The sequence below is a fragment of the Variovorax sp. FW301-JW7 genome, assembly GCF_058788795.1.
In genome coordinates this window covers 250303-266821 of record NZ_JBYTBC010000010.1, presented here as the reverse complement: position 1 = coordinate 266821, position 16519 = coordinate 250303, and the positions used below count along the sequence as shown (strand labels likewise).

Here is a 16519-nt window from a genome sequence, read left to right as displayed (position 1 = left end):
TCTTCAGGACGCGGCGAGCACGGGACCATCGGCGCGCACGGGCGGCGCGCCATCGAGAAACTGCTCGGCGTAGTGGCAGGCCACCAGCCGTTCGTCGAGCGCGCGCAGCGCGGGGCGCTCCTCGCGGCAGCGCGGCTGCACATGCGGGCAACGCGTGCTGAAGACGCAGCCCGAAGGCGGGTCCAGCGGCGACGGCAGCTCGCCCTTGAGCACGATGCGCTGGCTGCTCAGGCCCGGCGTCGAAGCCAGCAGCGCCTGCGTGTAGGGATGCAGCGGCCGCGCGAAGATGCGCGACTTGGGGCCCTGCTCCACCGCGTGGCCCAGGTACATCACGAGCACATCGTGCGCGATGTGGCGCACCACGCCCAGGTCGTGCGAGATGAAGAGGTAGGCCAGGCCCAACTCGGCCTGCAGGTCGGCCAGCAGGTTCAGCACCTGCGCCTGGATCGACACGTCGAGCGCCGACACCGGCTCGTCGGCCACCAGCAGGCGCGGCGACAGCATGAGCGCGCGCGCGATGGCGATGCGCTGGCGCTGGCCGCCGGAGAACATGTGCGGGTAGCGGTTGGCGTACTCGGGACGCAGGCCGACGCGGGCCAGCATCTCGCGCGCTTTCTCGGCACGCTCCGGCTTGCTCAGCGTGGTGTTGATGGCCAGCGGGTCTTCGAGCACCGCCGAAATTTTCTTGCGCGGGTTGAGCGAGCCGTACGGGTTCTGGAACACCAGCTGCACGGCCTGGCGCAGCTCGCGCCTGCGTTCATGCGGCGGGCTCACCGCATCGGCGCCGATCAGCGTCAGCTGTCCGGCCGTGGGTTTCTCGATCAGCGCGACCATGCGCGCAAGCGTCGACTTGCCGCAGCCCGATTCGCCCACCACCGCGAGCGTGCGCCCGCGTTCGAGGCGGAACGAGATGTCGCCCACGGCGCGCAGCTGCGCCGGCGCGCGGAACAGCCCGCGCCGCACGGCGTAGGTGCGCTGCAGGTTGCGCGCCTCGGCGACGATCTCCGGGGGCGATGCGTCGCTCATGGCAGCACCTCCGCAATCGCGGCGCGCGGTGGGTCTTGCGCAATGGCGTCTGCGCGCCCCGGCTCGCCGAGCGGAAAGTGGCAACGCACCTCGGCGCCCTGCCACGCACGCAGCGCCGGTCGCACCTGGCAGGCGCGCTCGGTGACGTAGCCGCAGCGCGGCGCGAACAGGCAGCCCGCGGGCCGGTCGTGCACGCCGGGCACCACGCCGCTGATGGTCGCGAGCCGGCCTTCGGGCGCGGCGCGCTCGGGCAGCGCCGCGAGCAGCGCCTCGGTGTAGGGATGCTGCGGCGATGCGAACAAACGATCGACGCGCTGGTGCTCCATCACCTGCCCCGCGTACATCACGGCGATGCGCTGCGCCATCTCGCTGACCACGCCCATGTTGTGCGTGATGAGCACGAGCGCCATGCCGCGCTCCTTCTGCAGGTCGCGCAGCAGGTCGAGGATCTGCGCCTGGATGGTCACGTCGAGCGCGGTGGTCGGCTCGTCGGCGATCAACAGGCGCGGGTTGCAGGCGATGGCCATGGCGATCATCACGCGCTGGTTCATGCCGCCCGAGAGCTGGTGCGGGTAGCTGCCCAGGCGCGACGACGCGGCGGGAATGCCGACCTGTTCGAGCAGCTCGGTGGCGCGCTTCTTCGCTTCGCGCTTGTCGAGCTTCAGGTGCAGGCGCAGCGTTTCCATCAGCTGGAAGCCGATGGTGAAGCAGGGATTGAGGCTGGTGGTCGGCTCCTGGAAGATCATCGCGACCTCCTTGCCGACCAGCGCGCGGCGGGCCTTGTCGGAAATGCCGAGCAAGTCCTTGCCCGCAAAACGCATGTGGTCGGCGCGCACACGGCCCGGAAAGCCGACGAGGCCCATGAGCGCCATCATCGTGACGCTCTTGCCCGAGCCCGATTCGCCGACGATGCCGAGCACTTCGCCTTCTTCGAGCGTGAGGCTCACGCCGTCAACCGCATGCAGCACGCCACCCTGTGTAGGGAATTCGACGTGCAAGTCCTTGATGTCAAGCAAAGGCATCTGTTCTTTCCTTTGCGTCAGCGCTTGAGCTTCGGGTCGAGCGCATCGCGCAGCCCGTCGCCCAGCAGGTTGAAGGCCAGCACGGCCGCAAGGATGGCGAGCCCCGGGAAGGTCACGACCCACCACGCGCGCAGCACGAACTCGCGCGCATCGGCCAGCATCGTGCCCCACTCGGGCGACGGCGGCTGTGCACCCAGGCCCAGGAAACCGAGCGCGGCGGCGTCGAGGATGGCGGTCGAGATGCCCAGCGAAGCTTGCACGATCAGCGGCGCGGCGCAGTTGGGCAGCACCTCGCGGAACATGAGGCGCAAGGTGCCGGCGCCGCTCACGCGCGCGGCGGTCACGTAGTCGCGCGAGACCTCGGCGATGACGGCGGCGCGCGTGATGCGCACGTAGTGCGGCAGCACCACGATGGCCACCGCGAGCATCGCGTTGACCAGCCCCGGCCCGAGGATGGCCACGATCACGATGGCGAGCAGCAGGCTCGGCAGCGTGAGCACGATGTCCATCAGCCGCATGATCGCGATCTCGAGCGCGCCGCGGAAAAAACCCGCAATCAGCCCGAGCACCACGCCCACCACCACCGACAGCGCCACCACCGCGACGCCGATCGACAGCGACAGCCGCGCGCCGTGCATGAGGCGCGACAGGATGTCGCGTCCGATGGCGTCGGTGCCGAGCAGGTAGCTGAACGAACCGCCCTCCTGCCAGGCCGGCGGCTTGAGGAAGGCGGCGCTGTTGGTCTCGTTCGGCGCGTGCGGTGCGATCCACGGCGCGAACAGCGCGACGAGCAGCAGCACGACGATGGTGACAAGGCCGATGACAGCGCCTCGGTTGGCCGAGAAAGCGGTCCAGAACTCGCGCCAGGGACCGGGTGGGGCCGCGGCCTTGGCGCCTGCGGGCACGGTGTGTGTCGTTGCCATGGGGTCAGCGCCGGATGCGCGGGTTGATGACGCCGTACGCCACGTCGACCAGCAGGTTCACCAGCATCACGATGCCGCCCAGCAGCAGCATGCCGCCCTGCAGCACCGGGTAGTCGCGCCGGCCGATGGCCTCGATGAGCCACTTGCCGACGCCGGGCCAGGAGAAGATGGTCTCGGTCAGGATCGCGCCGGTGAAGAGCACGCCGACCTGCAGGCCGATCACCGTGACGACCGGGATCAGCGCGTTGCGCAGCGCATGCAGGCCCACCACGCGAAAACGCGACAGGCCCTTGGCGCGCGCGGTGCGGATGTAGTCCTCTCCCAGCACCTCGAGCATGGCCGAGCGCGTCATGCGCGCGATCACGGCCAGCGGCACGGTGCCCAGCACGATGGCCGGAAGAATGAGGTGGTGCAGCGCCGACCAGAAGGCCTCGGTCTCGCCGGCACGCAGCGCGTCGATCAGCAAAAAGCCGGTCTGCGGCTCGACGAAGTACTGCACCGAGATGCGGCCCGACACCGGCGTCCAGCCCAGCTGCACCGAAAAGAACAGGATCAGCAGCAGGCCCCACCAGAAGATCGGCATCGAGTAGCCGGTGAGCGACGTGGCCATCACGCCATGGTCGAAGATGGAGTTGCGCCGCACCGCCGCGAGGATGCCGGCCGGCAGCCCGAGCAGCAGCGCGAAGAGAATCGCGCACACGCCGAGCTCGACGGTGGCCGGAAAGAGCGCTAGGAACTCGCTCATCACCGTGTCCTGCGTGATGAGCGACTTGCCCAGGTCGCCGTGCAGCACGCGGCCGATGTAGATGCCGTATTGCACGAGCAGGGGCTTGTCCAGGCCCATGGCGGTGCGCAGCTCGGCGTGGCGCGCGGGGTCGATCCCGCGCTCGCCGGCCATCGTCTCGATGGGATCACCCGGCACCAGCCGGATGAGAAAGAAGGCCAGCAGCGTCATGCCGATGAAAGTCGGCACGAGCAAACCTAAACGAACGTAAATGAATCTGAGCATCGACCCGCGAATATGCAAGATCGATGCCCCGGCCCCACCCGGGCGGAACCCTTACTACTTCTTGCTATCCCGCAGTTCGCGCCGCAGGATCTTGCCCACCGGGGTCTTGGGCATGTCGGTGCGGAACTCGATCACGCGCGGCTGCTTGTAGCCCGTGAGGTTGGCGCGGCAGTACTCGCGCACCTGCGCTTCGGTGAGTGCCGGGTCCTTCTTGACGATGACGAGCTTCACGGCCTCGCCGGTCTTCTCGTCGGGCACGCCCACCGCGGCGCATTCGAGCACGCCGGGCAGCATCGCCACCACGTCCTCGATCTCGTTCGGGTACACGTTGAAGCCCGACACCAGGATCATGTCCTTCTTGCGGTCGACCACCTTGAAGTAGCCGCGCTCGTCGACCACGCCGATGTCGCCGCTCTTGAAGTAGCCGTCGGGCGTCATGACCTTGGCGGTCTCGTCGGGGCGCTGCCAGTAGCCGGCCATGACCTGCGGACCCTTGATGGCGATCTCGCCGCGCTCGCCGGTGGGCACTTCGTTGCCGTCGTCGTCGAGCAGCTTGAGCCAGGTGCTCGGCAGCGGCAGGCCGATGGTGCCGGTGTAGGCCGTGCTGTTGGTCGGGTTGCAGGTGGTCGAGGGCGAGGTTTCCGAGAGGCCGTAGCCCTCGCAGATGGGGCAGCCGGTTTTCTCGAGCCAGAGCTTGGCCACCGCGGCCTGCACCGCCATGCCGCCGCCGACCGAGACCTTGAGGTTCTTCCAGTTGACGGTGTTGAAGTCGGGGTGGTTCGCCAGCCCGTTGAACAGCGTGTTGACGGCCGGGAAGCTGTGGATGGTGTGCTTCGACAGTTCCTTGAGCACGCCCGGAATGTCGCGCGGGTTCGGGATCAGGATCAGCTTGCCGCCCGTGCGCATGCTCAGCATCATGCCGACCGTGAACGCGAAGATGTGATACAGCGGCAGCGCGCACACGCTGGTGGGCTGCTCGTTGGCCGGCACCTTGGCCATGACGGGCTCGTTCCAGGCTTCGGACTGCAGCACGTTGGCGATCACGTTGCGATGCAGCAGCACCGCGCCCTTGGACACGCCGGTGGTGCCGCCGGTGTACTGCAGCACGGCCACGTCGTCGGGACCGGTGGCCACGGGCTTGAGCTTGCCGCTTGCGCCCTTGTCGAGCGCGTCGTTGAAGCGCACGGCGCCCGGCAGGCTGAAGTGCGGCACCAGCTTCTTGACGTTGCGCACCACGTAGTTGACCAGCGCGCCCTTCAGGAAGCCGAGCCGGTCGCCCATGGAGGCCAGCACGATGTGCTTGATCGGCGTGGCCGCGATGCACTGCTGCAGCGTGGTGCCGAAATTCTCCATGATGATGATCGCCTTGGCGCCCGAGTCCTTGAGCTGGTGCTCGAGTTCGCGCGGCGTGTACAGCGGGTTCACGTTCACCAGGATCAGGCCCGCGCGCAGGATGGCCGCCACCGCGATCGGGTACTGCGGGCAGTTGGGCATCATCGCGGCGACACGGTCGCCCTTCACGAGGCCCAGGCCCTGCAGGTAGGCCGCGAAGGCCTTGCTGAGCTTGTCGGTCTCGCCGTAGCTCACGTCCTTGCCCATGAAGCTGTAGGCCGTGCGGTCGGCGTACTTGGTGAAGCTCTCCTCCATGAGCGCCACCAGCGACGGGTACTGCGAAGCGTCGATGTCGGCGGGCACGCCTTGCGGGTAGCTGCTGAGCCAGGGGCGTTCGGTCATGGATGTGTCTCCTCGGAGTCGGATGAGTTTTTAAAACGAAAACGGCGCACGTGAGGCGCCGCGACGATCAGGCCCGCATCGCGGGCACGGACCTTCGGCCTATTCGATGGCCTTGCCCATATCTTCCACTACTTTTTTCGCATCGCCAAAGACCATCATGGTCTTGTCCATGTAGAAGAGCTCGTTGTCCAGGCCGGCATAACCCGCGGCCATGGAGCGCTTGTTCACGATGACGGTCTTGGCCTTGTAGGCTTCCAGGATCGGCATGCCATAGATCGGCGTGCCCTTGGTGAGCGCGGCCGGGTTCACCACGTCGTTGGCACCCAGGATGATCGCCACGTCGGCCTGCGCGAACTCGCCATTGATGTCTTCCATCTCGAACACCTGGTCGTAGGGCACCTCGGCCTCGGCCAGCAGCACGTTCATGTGGCCCGGCATGCGGCCGGCCACGGGGTGAATGGCGTACTTCACCTTGACGCCCTTGTGCGTGAGCTTCTCGGCCAGTTCGTTCACGGCGTGCTGGGCGCGCGCCACCGCCAGGCCGTAGCCCGGCACGATGATCACCGTCTCGGCGTTGGACAGCATGTAGGCCGCGTCGTCGGCGCTGCCGCTCTTCACGGGGCGCTGTTCCTTCGCGCCGTCGGTGGCCGTGGCCGCCTCGCCGCCGAAGCCGCCCAGGATCACGTTGAAGAACGAGCGGTTCATGGCCTTGCACATGATGTAGCTCAGGATCGCACCCGAAGAGCCCACCAGCGAACCGGCCACGATCAGCATTGCGTTGTTCAGGCTGAAGCCGATGCCGGCCGCCGCCCAGCCCGAGTAGCTGTTGAGCATCGACACCACCACCGGCATGTCGGCGCCGCCGATCGGGATGATGATGAGCACGCCCATCACGAAGGCCAGCGCCAGCATCGCGAAGAACGCCGGCCAGCTTTCGGTGGCCACGAACACCAGGCCCAGTGCGATGGTCGCCAGGCCCAGCACCAGGTTCAGCATGTGCTGGCCCGAGAACTGCACCGGCGCGCCCTGGAACAGGCGGAACTTGTACTTGCCCGAGAGCTTGCCGAAGGCGATGACCGAGCCGCTGAAGGTGATGGCGCCGATGGCCGCACCCAGGAACAGCTCAAGCCGGTTGCCGTAAGGAATGGCGTAACGCACGAAGCCCTCGAAGAGCACCGCGCCGTCGGGCGTGCGCGCACCGACGACCGCCGCCACGGGCGCGGCGGTGATGCCGAAGGCCCAGGGCTCGGCCACCGCGGCCACGCCGATGAACACCGCGGCCAGGCCGATCATGCTGTGCATGAAGGCGACCAGCTCGGGCATCTTGGTCATCTCGACCTTGTTGGCCATGAAGGCGCCCAGGCCGCCACCGACCACGACGGCGGCCAGCACCCAGGCGATGCCGGTGGTGAAGTCGACGTTGAGGGCGCGCGCCTGCGCGTGGACCAGCGCGATGGTGGTCAGCACGGCGATCGCCATGCCGGTCATGCCGAAGACGTTGCCGCGGATCGAGGTGGTGGGATGCGAGAGGCCCTTCAGGGCCTGGATGAAGCAGACGCTGGCAACGAGGTACAGCAGCGTGACGAGGTTCATGCTCACTTGGCGGCTCCCTCTGCAGCCTTGGGGGCAGCCTTCTTGTCCTTCTTCTTGAACATCTCGAGCATCCGGCGCGTGACCAGGAAGCCGCCGAAGACGTTCACTGCAGCCAGCGCCACGGCGAGCACGCCCATGGTCTTGCCCAGCGGGGTGGTGGTGAGCGCGGCGGCCAGCATGGCGCCCACGATCACGATGGCCGAGATGGCGTTGGTCACGGCCATGAGCGGCGTGTGCAGCGCGGGCGTGACGGTCCAGACCACGTGGTAGCCGACGTAGATGGCCAGCACGAAGATGGTCAGGTTGATGACGGTGTGCGAAACGATTTCCATGGTGTTGTGTTCTCCTCGTTCGGTCTTGCGTGCTCTGTCAGAGCTTCTTGACTTCGTTGATGCGGTTGGCATCGCCAAGCAGCACCACCTTCGGCTTGTAGTCGGCGGCTTCGGCCTCGGTCATGGGGGCGTAGGTGCAGATGATGAGCAGGTCGCCCACATGCGCCTTGCGCGCCGCCGCGCCGTTGAGCGAGATGGCGCCCGAACCGCGCGCCGCCTTGATGATGTAGGTCGAGAAGCGCTCGCCGTTGTTGACGTTGTACAGCTCGATCTTTTCGTACTCGCGCATGTCGGCCGCGTCGAGCAGGTCTTCGTCGATGCCGCACGAGCCTTCGTAGTGCAGGTCGGCTTCGGTCACGGTGGCGCGATGCAGCTTCGCGCGGAGCATGGTGCGATTCATGGAAGGCAACCTGCTCTTCTTACTTGCGCGTGACCTGGCCGTCCTGCGTGACGCGGCAGGCGGCGACGATGTCGTCCTCGAGGTCGATCTTCAGCGCGCCTTCCTTCGTCACGACGAGCTTGAGGAAGTCGAGCACGTTGCGCGCATACAGCGCCGACGCGTCGGCCGCCACCAGCGCCGCGAGGTTGGTTTCGCCGACGATGGTCACGCCATGCTTGACCACGGTCTTGTCGGCCTCCGACAGCGGGCAGTTGCCGCCGATGCCGTCGGCGCCCTTGCCGGCCGCGATGTCGACGATCACCGAGCCCGGCTTCATCGACTTGACCATGTCCTCGGGGATGAGGGTGGGCGCGGCGCGGCCCGGAATGAGCGCGGTGCTGATGACCACGTCGGCCAGCGCCACGCGCTTGGCGACCTCGATCTGCTGGCGCGCGAGCCAGCTCGGGGGCATCGGCTTGGCGTAGCCGCCGACACCGACCGCGGCCTCTTTCTCTTCATCGGTGTCGTAGGACACCTCGATGAACTTGCCGCCCAGCGACTCGATCTGTTCCTTGACGCTCGGACGCACGTCCGAGGCCTCGATCACGGCGCCCAGGCGCTTGGCCGTGGCAATGGCCTGCAGGCCGGCCACGCCGACGCCCAGGATGACGACGCGCGCGGCCTTCACGGTGCCCGCGGCGGTCATGAGCATGGGGAAGAAGCGCTGGTACTTGTCGGCCGCGATCATCACGGCCTTGTAGCCGGCGATGTTGGCCTGCGAGCTGAGCACGTCCATGCTCTGGGCGCGCGTGGTGCGCGGCGCGGCTTCGAGCGCGAAGCCCGTGACGCCCGCGGCGGCCAGGCGCTGCAGGCCGGCCGCGTCGAAAGGATTGAGCATGCCAATGACGACCGCGCCGGCCTTCAACTGCGCCGCCTCGGCGTCGCTGGGCGTGCGCACCTTGAGCACCATGTCGGCGGAGAGCGCCCCGGCCGCATCGGTGATCTCGGCGCCTGCCGTCTGGTACGCCGCGTCGGTGACGCTGGCTGCAATGCCGGCACCGGCCTGCACACGCACGGTATGCCCGGAGGCCACCAGTTTCTTCACCGTTTCGGGTGTAACGGCCACTCGGGTTTCGCCAGCCGCTGTCTCGGCAGGCACGCCTATCAACATAGAGTTCTCCTCAGGGGGAAGGGGCAGCACGGATTGCGGGCAGAGCTTACAGCAAGATTACAAGCGTTCACTGTCGCCAAGATGCTGCATGCACATTGCCTTCCAGCGCCCATCCGCATTGATTCTTTAGCTATTCAATTGATAGCAAATTGCACGTCGATGCGATTCCCCAGGGCGCGCGGACGCCATGGGTTGAAACCCTCATGCCACCCGAACGAGCCGCAGGAACGGAATGCAATCAATTGAATTCAATTGCCATCAATTAGCGATTGAATCACATGGATCAAATCAATTTAAGTGAATTAATGGCAATTCGCATCAAAATCCCTGACGCAGATAGATACACTTCGATTCATATTGCGGACACATAGAGGTCCGCACAGGGCGGAACAAGGGAATGGAATGCGAATCGCAGTACTCGACACTGAGCCGGACCAACTTCAGTTGATCCACCAAACCATGGCGAGCCTCGGCCACGAGTGCCATACCTACGGCGGCGGCAAGGCGCTGCTCCATGCCATGCGCCGAGAGACCTTCGACCTGTTGGTCCTCGACTGGCGCCTGCCAGACATGAAGGGCCCCGACGTGGTCCGCACGATCCGCCAGGACTACAAGAGCCGCATGCCGATCCTGTTCGTGACCGAACACCGCGACGACAGCGACATGGTCGAAGGCCTCAACGTCGGCGCCGACGACTTCATGGCCAAGCCGCTGCGTCCGATCGAGTTCGAGGCCCGCATCAACGCCCTGCTGCGTCGCTCCTACCCCGCGCGGCACGAGCCCGAGCTGGTGTTCGGCCCGTACCACTTCTTTCCGCCCTCGCGCACCATCCGGGTCCACGGCAAGCTGGTCGAGCTGAAGAACCGCGAATACGAACTCGCGCTCTTCCTGTTCCAGAACCTGGGGCGCCTGCTCTCGCGCGAGCACCTGCACGAGGCGGTCTGGGGGCTGGGGGTCGAGGCGCTGTCGCGTTCGCTCGACACCCACGTGTCACGCCTGCGCACCAAGCTCGAGCTGCGCCCGTCGAACGGTTTCCTGCTGCTGGCGGTCTACGGCCTCGGCTACCGGCTGGAAACCATCGAAGTGGACACGCGGGTAGTCACGCCGCTGCGCTGAAGCGCCCTGGCCGCGGCGCCTGTCGTGCAACGATCGGCTGTTAGCCGATAGACTCGCGCCCACGATGCCCACACGCTGGAAACCCAATGTCACCGTGGCCGCGGTGATCGAGCAAGACGGCCGCTTCCTGCTCGTCGAAGAGCAGACCGACGACGGCCTGAAGCTCAACAACCCCGCCGGCCACCTCGACCCCGGCGAGTCGCCCGAGGACGGCTGCATCCGCGAGACGCTCGAGGAAACGGCCCACGCCTTCACGCCGACCGCGCTGCTCGGCGTGTACATGGCGCGCTCGGCCGAGCAGCCCGACGTGACCTACATGCGCTTTGCCTTCACCGGCGAACTGGGCGCGCGCGAAGAAGGTCGTGCGCTCGACGAAGGCATCGTGCGCACGCTGTGGATGAGCGTGGACGAGATCCGCGCCAGCGTGGCCCGCCACCGCAGCCCGCTGCTGCTGCGCTGCATCGAGGACTACCTCGCCGGCAAGCGCCACCCACTCGCGCTGATCCACACCGAAGACAGCGTGCGGCAGCCCCGCTGAGGCCTGTTCAGACGATGACGCCGCCCCCGAGGCAGCGCTCGCCGTCGTACAGCACGGCCGACTGCCCCGGCGTGACCGCCCATTGCGGCGCACCGAAGCGCAGGCTGAAGGCGCCGTTGGCGCCCTCGGACAGTTCGCAGGCCGCATCGGCCTGCCGGTAGCGGGCCTTCGAACCGTAGGCGCCCGCGGTGGGCGCCTCGCCGGCAACCCAGCTCGCGTCGTCCGCCTTCAGTTCGGACGACAGCAGCCACGGATGGTCGTGGCCCTGCACCACCCATAGCGTGTTCTTCTCGACGTCCTTGCGCGCGACGAACCAGGGCGAATGGTCGCCCGCGCCGCGCTGGGCGCCCTTCTCCTTCACGCCGCCGATGCCCAGCCCCTGGCGCTGGCCCAGCGTGTAGAAGCTCAGGCCCTGGTGCTCGCCGAGCTTGCGGCCGCGGTCGTCCTTGATCGGGCCCGGCTCTTTCGAGATGTAGCGATTCAGGAAGTCGCGGAACGGCCGCTCGCCGATGAAGCAGATGCCGGTCGAGTCCTTCTTCTTCGCGTTGGGCAGGCCGATTTCTTCCGCGATGCGGCGCACCTCGGTCTTGTGCAGCTCGCCGACCGGGAACAGCGTCTTGGACAGCTGCGCCTGGTTCAGGCGGTGCAGGAAGTAGCTCTGGTCCTTCGAGTTGTCGAGCCCCTTGAGCAGCTCGTGCCGGCCCGTGGCCTCGTTCAGGCGCACGCGCGCGTAGTGGCCGGTGGCGATCTTCTCGGCGCCCAACCGCATGGCGTGGTCGAGAAAGGCCTTGAACTTGATCTCGGCGTTGCACAGCACGTCGGGGTTGGGCGTGCGGCCGGCCTTGTACTCGCGCAGGAACTCGGCGAACACGCGGTCCTTGTAGTCGGCGGCGAAATTGACGTGCTCGATCTCGATGCCCAGCACGTCGGCCACGCTGGCGGCGTCCACGAAGTCGATGTTCGACGAGCAGTACTCGCTGTCGTCGTCGTCTTCCCAGTTCTTCATGAAGATGCCGACCACCTCGTGCCCCTGCTGCTTGAGCAGGTGCGCGGTGACCGCGGAGTCCACCCCGCCGCTCAGCCCGACCACGATCCGTTGTTTTGCCATAAGCCCGCCATTGTCCCAGCCCGGCGACAGGGGCATCCGGCGTGTGGGAAATCGGGAAAACCCGTGTCGCCGGCTTGTCAGCCGCCACTCCACGATGCGAAAGGCCGGCGCTACAGTGCCCCGAAACACAGCGGAGACACACGCATGGCGACCCCTTCCCTCTCTGGCGACCCCACCCCCTGGACGCGCAACTACCCACCCGGCATGCGCTGGGACGCCGACCTGCCGGTCAAGCCGGTGCAGCAGATGCTCGACGAAGCGGTCGCGCGCTGGCCCGACCACTCGGCCGTGGAGTTCATGGGCCAGGTCCTCACCTACGCCCAACTCGGCGCAGCGGTCGACCGCGCCGCCAAGGGCCTGCAGGACCTGGGCGTGAAGCCGGGCGTGCATGTCGGCCTGTACCTGCCGAACACGCCGCACTACCCGATCGCCTTCTTCGCCGTGCTCAAGGCCGGCGGCACGGTGGTGAACTACTCGCCGCTGGACGCCGAGCGCGTGCTGGCCCACAAGATCGAGGACAGCCGCACCGACATCCTCGTCACGCTCGATCTCGTGAACCTCTACCCGCTGATGGCGCGCCTGCTCGACAGCTCGCGCCTGAAGACGCTGGTGGTCGGCAGCCTCGGCGACTACGGCGCGGCGGGCGACAAGGTGCAGGCCCAGCTGCAGGCCGCCGGCCAGATCGCACCGGTGCCCGTCGACGACCGGCACGTGCGCTTCACCGACCTGCTCAAGAGCGAAGGCACGCACCAGACCTACCCGCTGGGCGACCTGGCCGAAGAGATCGTCGTGCTGCAGTACACCGGCGGCACCACTGGCCTGCCCAAGGGCGCGATGCTCACGCACGCCAACCTCACGTCGGCCTCGGCGCAGTACTACGAATCGACGCGCGGCGAGCCGCCGATCCTCGACGAAGGCAAGGAACGCTTCCTGGTCGTGCTGCCGCTGTTCCACATCTTCGCGCTGAGCGCCGCGATGCTGCTGGGCGTGCGCCTGGGCGCGGCGCTGGTGCTGCACACGCGCTTCGATGTCGACGCGGTGATGAACGAACTCGCGGCCAGCCGGATCAGCGTGTTCCCCGGCGTGCCGACGATGTACACCGCCATCCTTTCGCACCCCAAGGCCAAGGAGATGGACCTGCGCTCGCTGAAGTTCTGCGGCTCGGGCGGCGCGCCGCTGCCGGTGGAGGTGGAGCAGCGCTTCTTCGAACTCACCGGCTGCCACCTCAACGAAGGCTGGGGCATGACCGAGACCTCGCCCGTGGGCACCTTCACGCCCGCGCGCGGCGTGCGCAAGGCCGGCTCGTGCGGCATGCCGCTGCCGCGCGTGCGCATCAAGCTCGTGAGCCTGGACGACCCGACGAAGGACGTGACCGCGTTCGGCGAACCCGGCGAGCTGTGCGTGCAGGGCCCGAACGTCATGAAGGGCTACTGGAACAACCCGAAGGCCACCGCCGAGTCGATGACGGCCGACGGCTATTTCCGCAGCGGCGACGTCGCGAAGATGGACGCCGACGGCTACCTGTACATCGTCGACCGCACCAAGGACATGCTGCTGTGCGGCGGCTACAACGTGTACCCGCGCGTGCTCGAGGAGGCGGTGTACGAACACCCGTCGGTGGCCGAGGTCTGCGTGATCGGCGTGCCCGACGAGTACCGCGGCCAGTCGCCGAAGGCCTTCGTGAAACTGAAGGACGGCGCGGACGACCTCACGCTCGACGCGCTCAAGGCCTTCCTGAAGAACCGCCTGGGCAAGCACGAGATGATCGGCGCGCTCGAGATCCGCGCCGAGCTGCCCAAGACCGCCGTGGGCAAGCTCTCGAAGAAGGACCTCGTGGACGAGGAAGCCCGCAAGCGGGCCTAGGCTTTACGACTTCTTCTGACCGAAGGCCTCGGCGAGCAACTCGTAGGAGCGCAGCCGGGCGGCGTGGTCGAACACCTGCGAGGTGATCATGAGTTCGTCGGCGCCGGTGCGCGCCACGAACGCTTCCACGCCCTGCTTCACGGTCTCGACCGAGCCCACCGCCGAGCACGACAGCACCGAGTCGAGCAGCGCGTTCTCGGCCGGGCCGACCTTCTGGCGGTAGTTCTCCACCGGCGGCGGCAGGCGACCCGGACGGCCGCTGCGCAGGTTCACGAAGGCCTGCTGCCACGAGGTGGCGCGGAACTCGGCCTCGGCGTCGGTGTCGGCCGCGAACACGTTGAAGCCCAGCATCACGTACGGTTTCTGCAGCTGCGCCGAAGGCTTGAAGGTCTCGCGGTAGATCTGGATGGCCTGCATGATCTGCTGCGGCGCGAAGTGCGAGGCAAAGGCATACGGCAGGCCCAGGTGCGCCGCCAGCTGCGCGCCGAAGGTGCTCGAGCCGAGAATCCACACCGGCACCTCGAGCCCCGCGCCGGGCACGGCGCGCACGGCCTGCTGCGGGTTCTTCGACATGAAGTCCATGAGCTCCATCACGTCCTGCGGGAACTGGTCGGCGTCCGACTCCAGGTTGCGCCGCAGGGCGCGCGCGGTGCGCTGGTCGGAGCCGGGCGCGCGGCCCAGGCCCAGGTCGATGCGTCCCGGGTACAGCGACTCCAGCGTGCCGAACTGCTCGGCGATCACCAGCGGCGAGTGGTTGGGCAGCATCACGCCGCCGGCGCCGATGCGGATGGTGGAGGTGCCCGCGCCCACGTGCGACAGCAGCACGGCCGTGGCCGCGCTCGCGATGCCCGGCATGCCGTGGTGCTCGGCCAGCCAGTAGCGCGTGTAGCCCAGCTTCTCGCCGTGCTGCGCCAGCGACAGCGAGTTGCGGAACGACTGCGCGGCATCGCTGCCTTCGGTGATCGGGGAAAGGTCGAGGATCGAAAGCGGAATCATGGCGCGATCATGGCGCGAACCGCCCGATGCCGTCACGCGCGGGGCTATTCGGTTTGGTATAGCGTCGCGACGCTCGCGAAATCGCGCCCGTGCTGCGTCACGTGAACCTGGAAGGGCACGCTCTCGCCCGGCCCAATGGCCGGCAGGTTCTCGATCAGCTTGAAGCCGGTCAGCTGGTCGTTGCGGTCGCGCAGGCTCACCCACAGGCGCACCTTGGCCGCGATGGCCGTGCCGGGGTTCTTCACCGTGCCCGTGACCTCCACGCTCTTGTAGGTGAAGCGCTGGCTGAAGTTGAGCAGCACGCTGCCGGTGCCGGCCTGGGTGCCCGTCACCTGCACCTCCAGCGGCTTGCGCGGGCCGGGCAGTGCGGCGCGGCGCATCGGCTTCCACTCGACGCGGGTCTGCGTGATGCGGTCCACGGCCTTGGGCTCCAGCAGGACCGGAAAGCGCTCGCCCGGGTACAGATAGGCCAGCGCGTCGAGGCGCGTGGTGCCGTCGGCCGTGCTGCCGCCGAAGCGCGAGATCACGGCGCCGGGCGCAATGGCGATGGCGTCGGCGCTGCGGTTCACCAGCTCGGTCATGAACAGCGGCCGCTGGATCGTGCTGCGCCCCGCCACCAGCGGCAGCAGTTCGAGCTGCCGCGGGTCGAAGCGCTCGCTGTCGTCGGCCAGCAGGTCTTCGGTGCCCAGCCGCAGGTCGGGGTGGAAGGCCTCCGGCGCGCCGGCCGTGCGGATCACGCGGTCGGCGCTCAGCACCGTGGTGCGCGCGCCCGAGGGCGTGACCGTGCGGTAGCCGATGCGGTAGTCCCAGGCCGCGATGGCGGCGCCGCGGCCGAAGCGGCTGAGGTCGACATCGATCGCCGTGCGTGCGCCGGGCGCCAGCTCGGACCCCGGCGCATGGCCGCGACCGACGCCGATCACCTGGCCCGCGTCGTCGTACAGCGTGACCAGTGCCTCGATGCTGCCGAACGCCGGTGCGCCGGCGGCGCCCGCATGCACGAGGCGCCCGACCAGGCGCACGCGCTCGCCCTGCTGCACCAGCCGCACGCGCGAGAACGCCAGGCGCGGCCCTTCGGCGGCGCTGCGCGGTTCGGACAGCTTCTCGACCGTCACGTCCTGCCGCGTGACGTTCTGGCCCGAGGGCAGGTCGACCAGCACGGGCGCGGACTCGCCCGGCATCAGCACGTCGATCGGCAGGGATTCGCTGCGCTCGTTCAGCCGCGTGTCGCCGTCGTGGAACACCACCTTCAGGCCGGGGCGTTCGAGCGGCCGGCCGGTCTCGTTGCGCGCCAGCACCAAGAGCTTCGGCCGCTCGCCGACCAGCGCCTGGCGCGGCTCGGACAGCTTCAGGCCGTCGGTCGCGATGGTGCGCTCGACCATCGCGCGCGCCACCGAAGGCGCCTCGCTGCGTTGGCCCGAACCGAACAGCAGCATCGCGACCTGGACGGCCACCGCCACGCCGAGAAAGCCGATCACGACGAAGCCGATCGTGCGCACCATCTGCTTCTGGCGCAGCGCCTGTTCGGCGGCGATCTGCTGGCCGGCGTGGTGCTTGACCTGCTGCAGCACGCGCTCCAGGCGGTCGGACACGTCGTCTTCCACCAGCGATATCGAGCCGCAGTGCGCGCAGGTGTATTCGTTCAGGCCGGTGCGACGCAGCGCGCTGCTGCCGCACTCGCCGCATTTGAGGGTCTGCAGATCGATGCTCAT

General features: G+C 67.8%; 15 protein-coding genes. 3 read left to right on the top strand and 12 right to left on the bottom strand.

The features are described from left to right. Positions 1 to 3: 3 nt before the first annotated feature. The 9 genes from AC3WQM_RS25495 to AC3WQM_RS25455 form a co-directional block, all read right to left on the bottom strand. Positions 4 to 1026 carry a peptide ABC transporter ATP-binding protein gene (locus AC3WQM_RS25495; RefSeq protein WP_492682623.1) on the bottom strand — a complete coding sequence of 341 codons (1023 nt, stop codon included), beginning with the start codon at positions 1024 to 1026 and terminating at the stop codon, positions 4 to 6. Beyond that, on the bottom strand, positions 1023 to 2048 hold the full coding sequence (locus AC3WQM_RS25490; RefSeq protein ID WP_489060065.1) for an ABC transporter ATP-binding protein: 1026 nt from the start codon (positions 2046 to 2048) through the stop codon (positions 1023 to 1025). The genes AC3WQM_RS25495 and AC3WQM_RS25490 overlap by 4 nt, the downstream gene beginning before the upstream one ends. 17 nt (positions 2049 to 2065) lie before the next feature. After that, positions 2066 to 2971, bottom strand: coding sequence for an ABC transporter permease subunit (locus AC3WQM_RS25485; RefSeq protein WP_492682621.1), 906 nt, complete (start codon positions 2969 to 2971; stop codon positions 2066 to 2068). Positions 2972 to 2975: 4 nt separating this feature from the next. Further along, positions 2976 to 3980, bottom strand: a complete 1005-nt coding sequence (locus AC3WQM_RS25480; RefSeq protein ID WP_492682619.1) for an ABC transporter permease subunit — start codon at positions 3978 to 3980, stop codon at positions 2976 to 2978. Positions 3981 to 4034: 54 nt separating this feature from the next. Beyond that, positions 4035 to 5714 carry a long-chain-fatty-acid--CoA ligase gene (locus tag AC3WQM_RS25475; RefSeq protein WP_489060070.1) on the bottom strand — a complete coding sequence of 560 codons (1680 nt, stop codon included), beginning with the start codon at positions 5712 to 5714 and terminating at the stop codon, positions 4035 to 4037. Between the two features lie 99 nt (positions 5715 to 5813). Then, positions 5814 to 7313, bottom strand: a complete 1500-nt coding sequence (locus tag AC3WQM_RS25470; RefSeq protein WP_489060071.1) for an NAD(P)(+) transhydrogenase (Re/Si-specific) subunit beta — start codon at positions 7311 to 7313, stop codon at positions 5814 to 5816. Further along, entirely contained in the window at positions 7310 to 7639 is a 330-nt protein-coding gene (locus AC3WQM_RS25465; protein WP_062481510.1) for an NAD(P) transhydrogenase subunit alpha part 2, read from the bottom strand. The genes AC3WQM_RS25470 and AC3WQM_RS25465 overlap by 4 nt, the downstream gene beginning before the upstream one ends. 37 nt (positions 7640 to 7676) lie before the next feature. Further along, positions 7677 to 8039 (bottom strand): aspartate 1-decarboxylase, encoded by a 363-nt coding sequence (gene panD / locus AC3WQM_RS25460; RefSeq protein ID WP_062481508.1) that lies wholly within the window; start codon positions 8037 to 8039, stop codon positions 7677 to 7679. A gap of 19 nt (positions 8040 to 8058) precedes the next feature. Beyond that, positions 8059 to 9189: a Re/Si-specific NAD(P)(+) transhydrogenase subunit alpha gene (locus AC3WQM_RS25455; RefSeq protein ID WP_492682617.1), complete on the bottom strand. Its 1131-nt coding sequence runs from the start codon at positions 9187 to 9189 to the stop codon at positions 8059 to 8061. Between the two features lie 402 nt (positions 9190 to 9591). On the opposite strand from AC3WQM_RS25455, the gene AC3WQM_RS25450 reads away from it, so the two are divergent. Together AC3WQM_RS25450 and AC3WQM_RS25445 are read left to right on the top strand one after the other, a co-directional pair. Then, entirely contained in the window at positions 9592 to 10305 is a 714-nt protein-coding gene (locus AC3WQM_RS25450; protein WP_492682615.1) for a response regulator transcription factor, read from the top strand. A 64-nt stretch (positions 10306 to 10369) separates the two neighbouring features. Then, positions 10370 to 10843, top strand: coding sequence for an NUDIX hydrolase (locus tag AC3WQM_RS25445; protein WP_095743294.1), 474 nt, complete (start codon positions 10370 to 10372; stop codon positions 10841 to 10843). Positions 10844 to 10850: 7 nt separating this feature from the next. Here AC3WQM_RS25445 and mnmA read toward each other — a convergent pair whose 3' ends face one another. Beyond that, positions 10851 to 11951, bottom strand: coding sequence for a tRNA 2-thiouridine(34) synthase MnmA (mnmA, locus tag AC3WQM_RS25440; RefSeq protein ID WP_095743293.1), 1101 nt, complete (start codon positions 11949 to 11951; stop codon positions 10851 to 10853). A 144-nt stretch (positions 11952 to 12095) separates the two neighbouring features. Between mnmA and AC3WQM_RS25435 the strand changes: the two genes are divergently transcribed. Continuing rightward, entirely contained in the window at positions 12096 to 13814 is a 1719-nt protein-coding gene (locus AC3WQM_RS25435) for a long-chain-fatty-acid--CoA ligase (RefSeq protein ID WP_492682613.1), read from the top strand. 3 nt (positions 13815 to 13817) lie between these two features. On the opposite strand, the gene AC3WQM_RS25430 is transcribed toward AC3WQM_RS25435, so the two are convergent. Together AC3WQM_RS25430 and AC3WQM_RS25425 are read right to left on the bottom strand one after the other, a co-directional pair. Then, positions 13818 to 14810 carry an LLM class flavin-dependent oxidoreductase gene (locus tag AC3WQM_RS25430; RefSeq protein WP_492682611.1) on the bottom strand — a complete coding sequence of 331 codons (993 nt, stop codon included), beginning with the start codon at positions 14808 to 14810 and terminating at the stop codon, positions 13818 to 13820. A 44-nt stretch (positions 14811 to 14854) separates the two neighbouring features. Next, a complete protein-coding gene (locus tag AC3WQM_RS25425) occupies positions 14855 to 16519 on the bottom strand; it encodes an FxLYD domain-containing protein (RefSeq protein ID WP_492682609.1) in 1665 nt (554 codons plus the stop codon).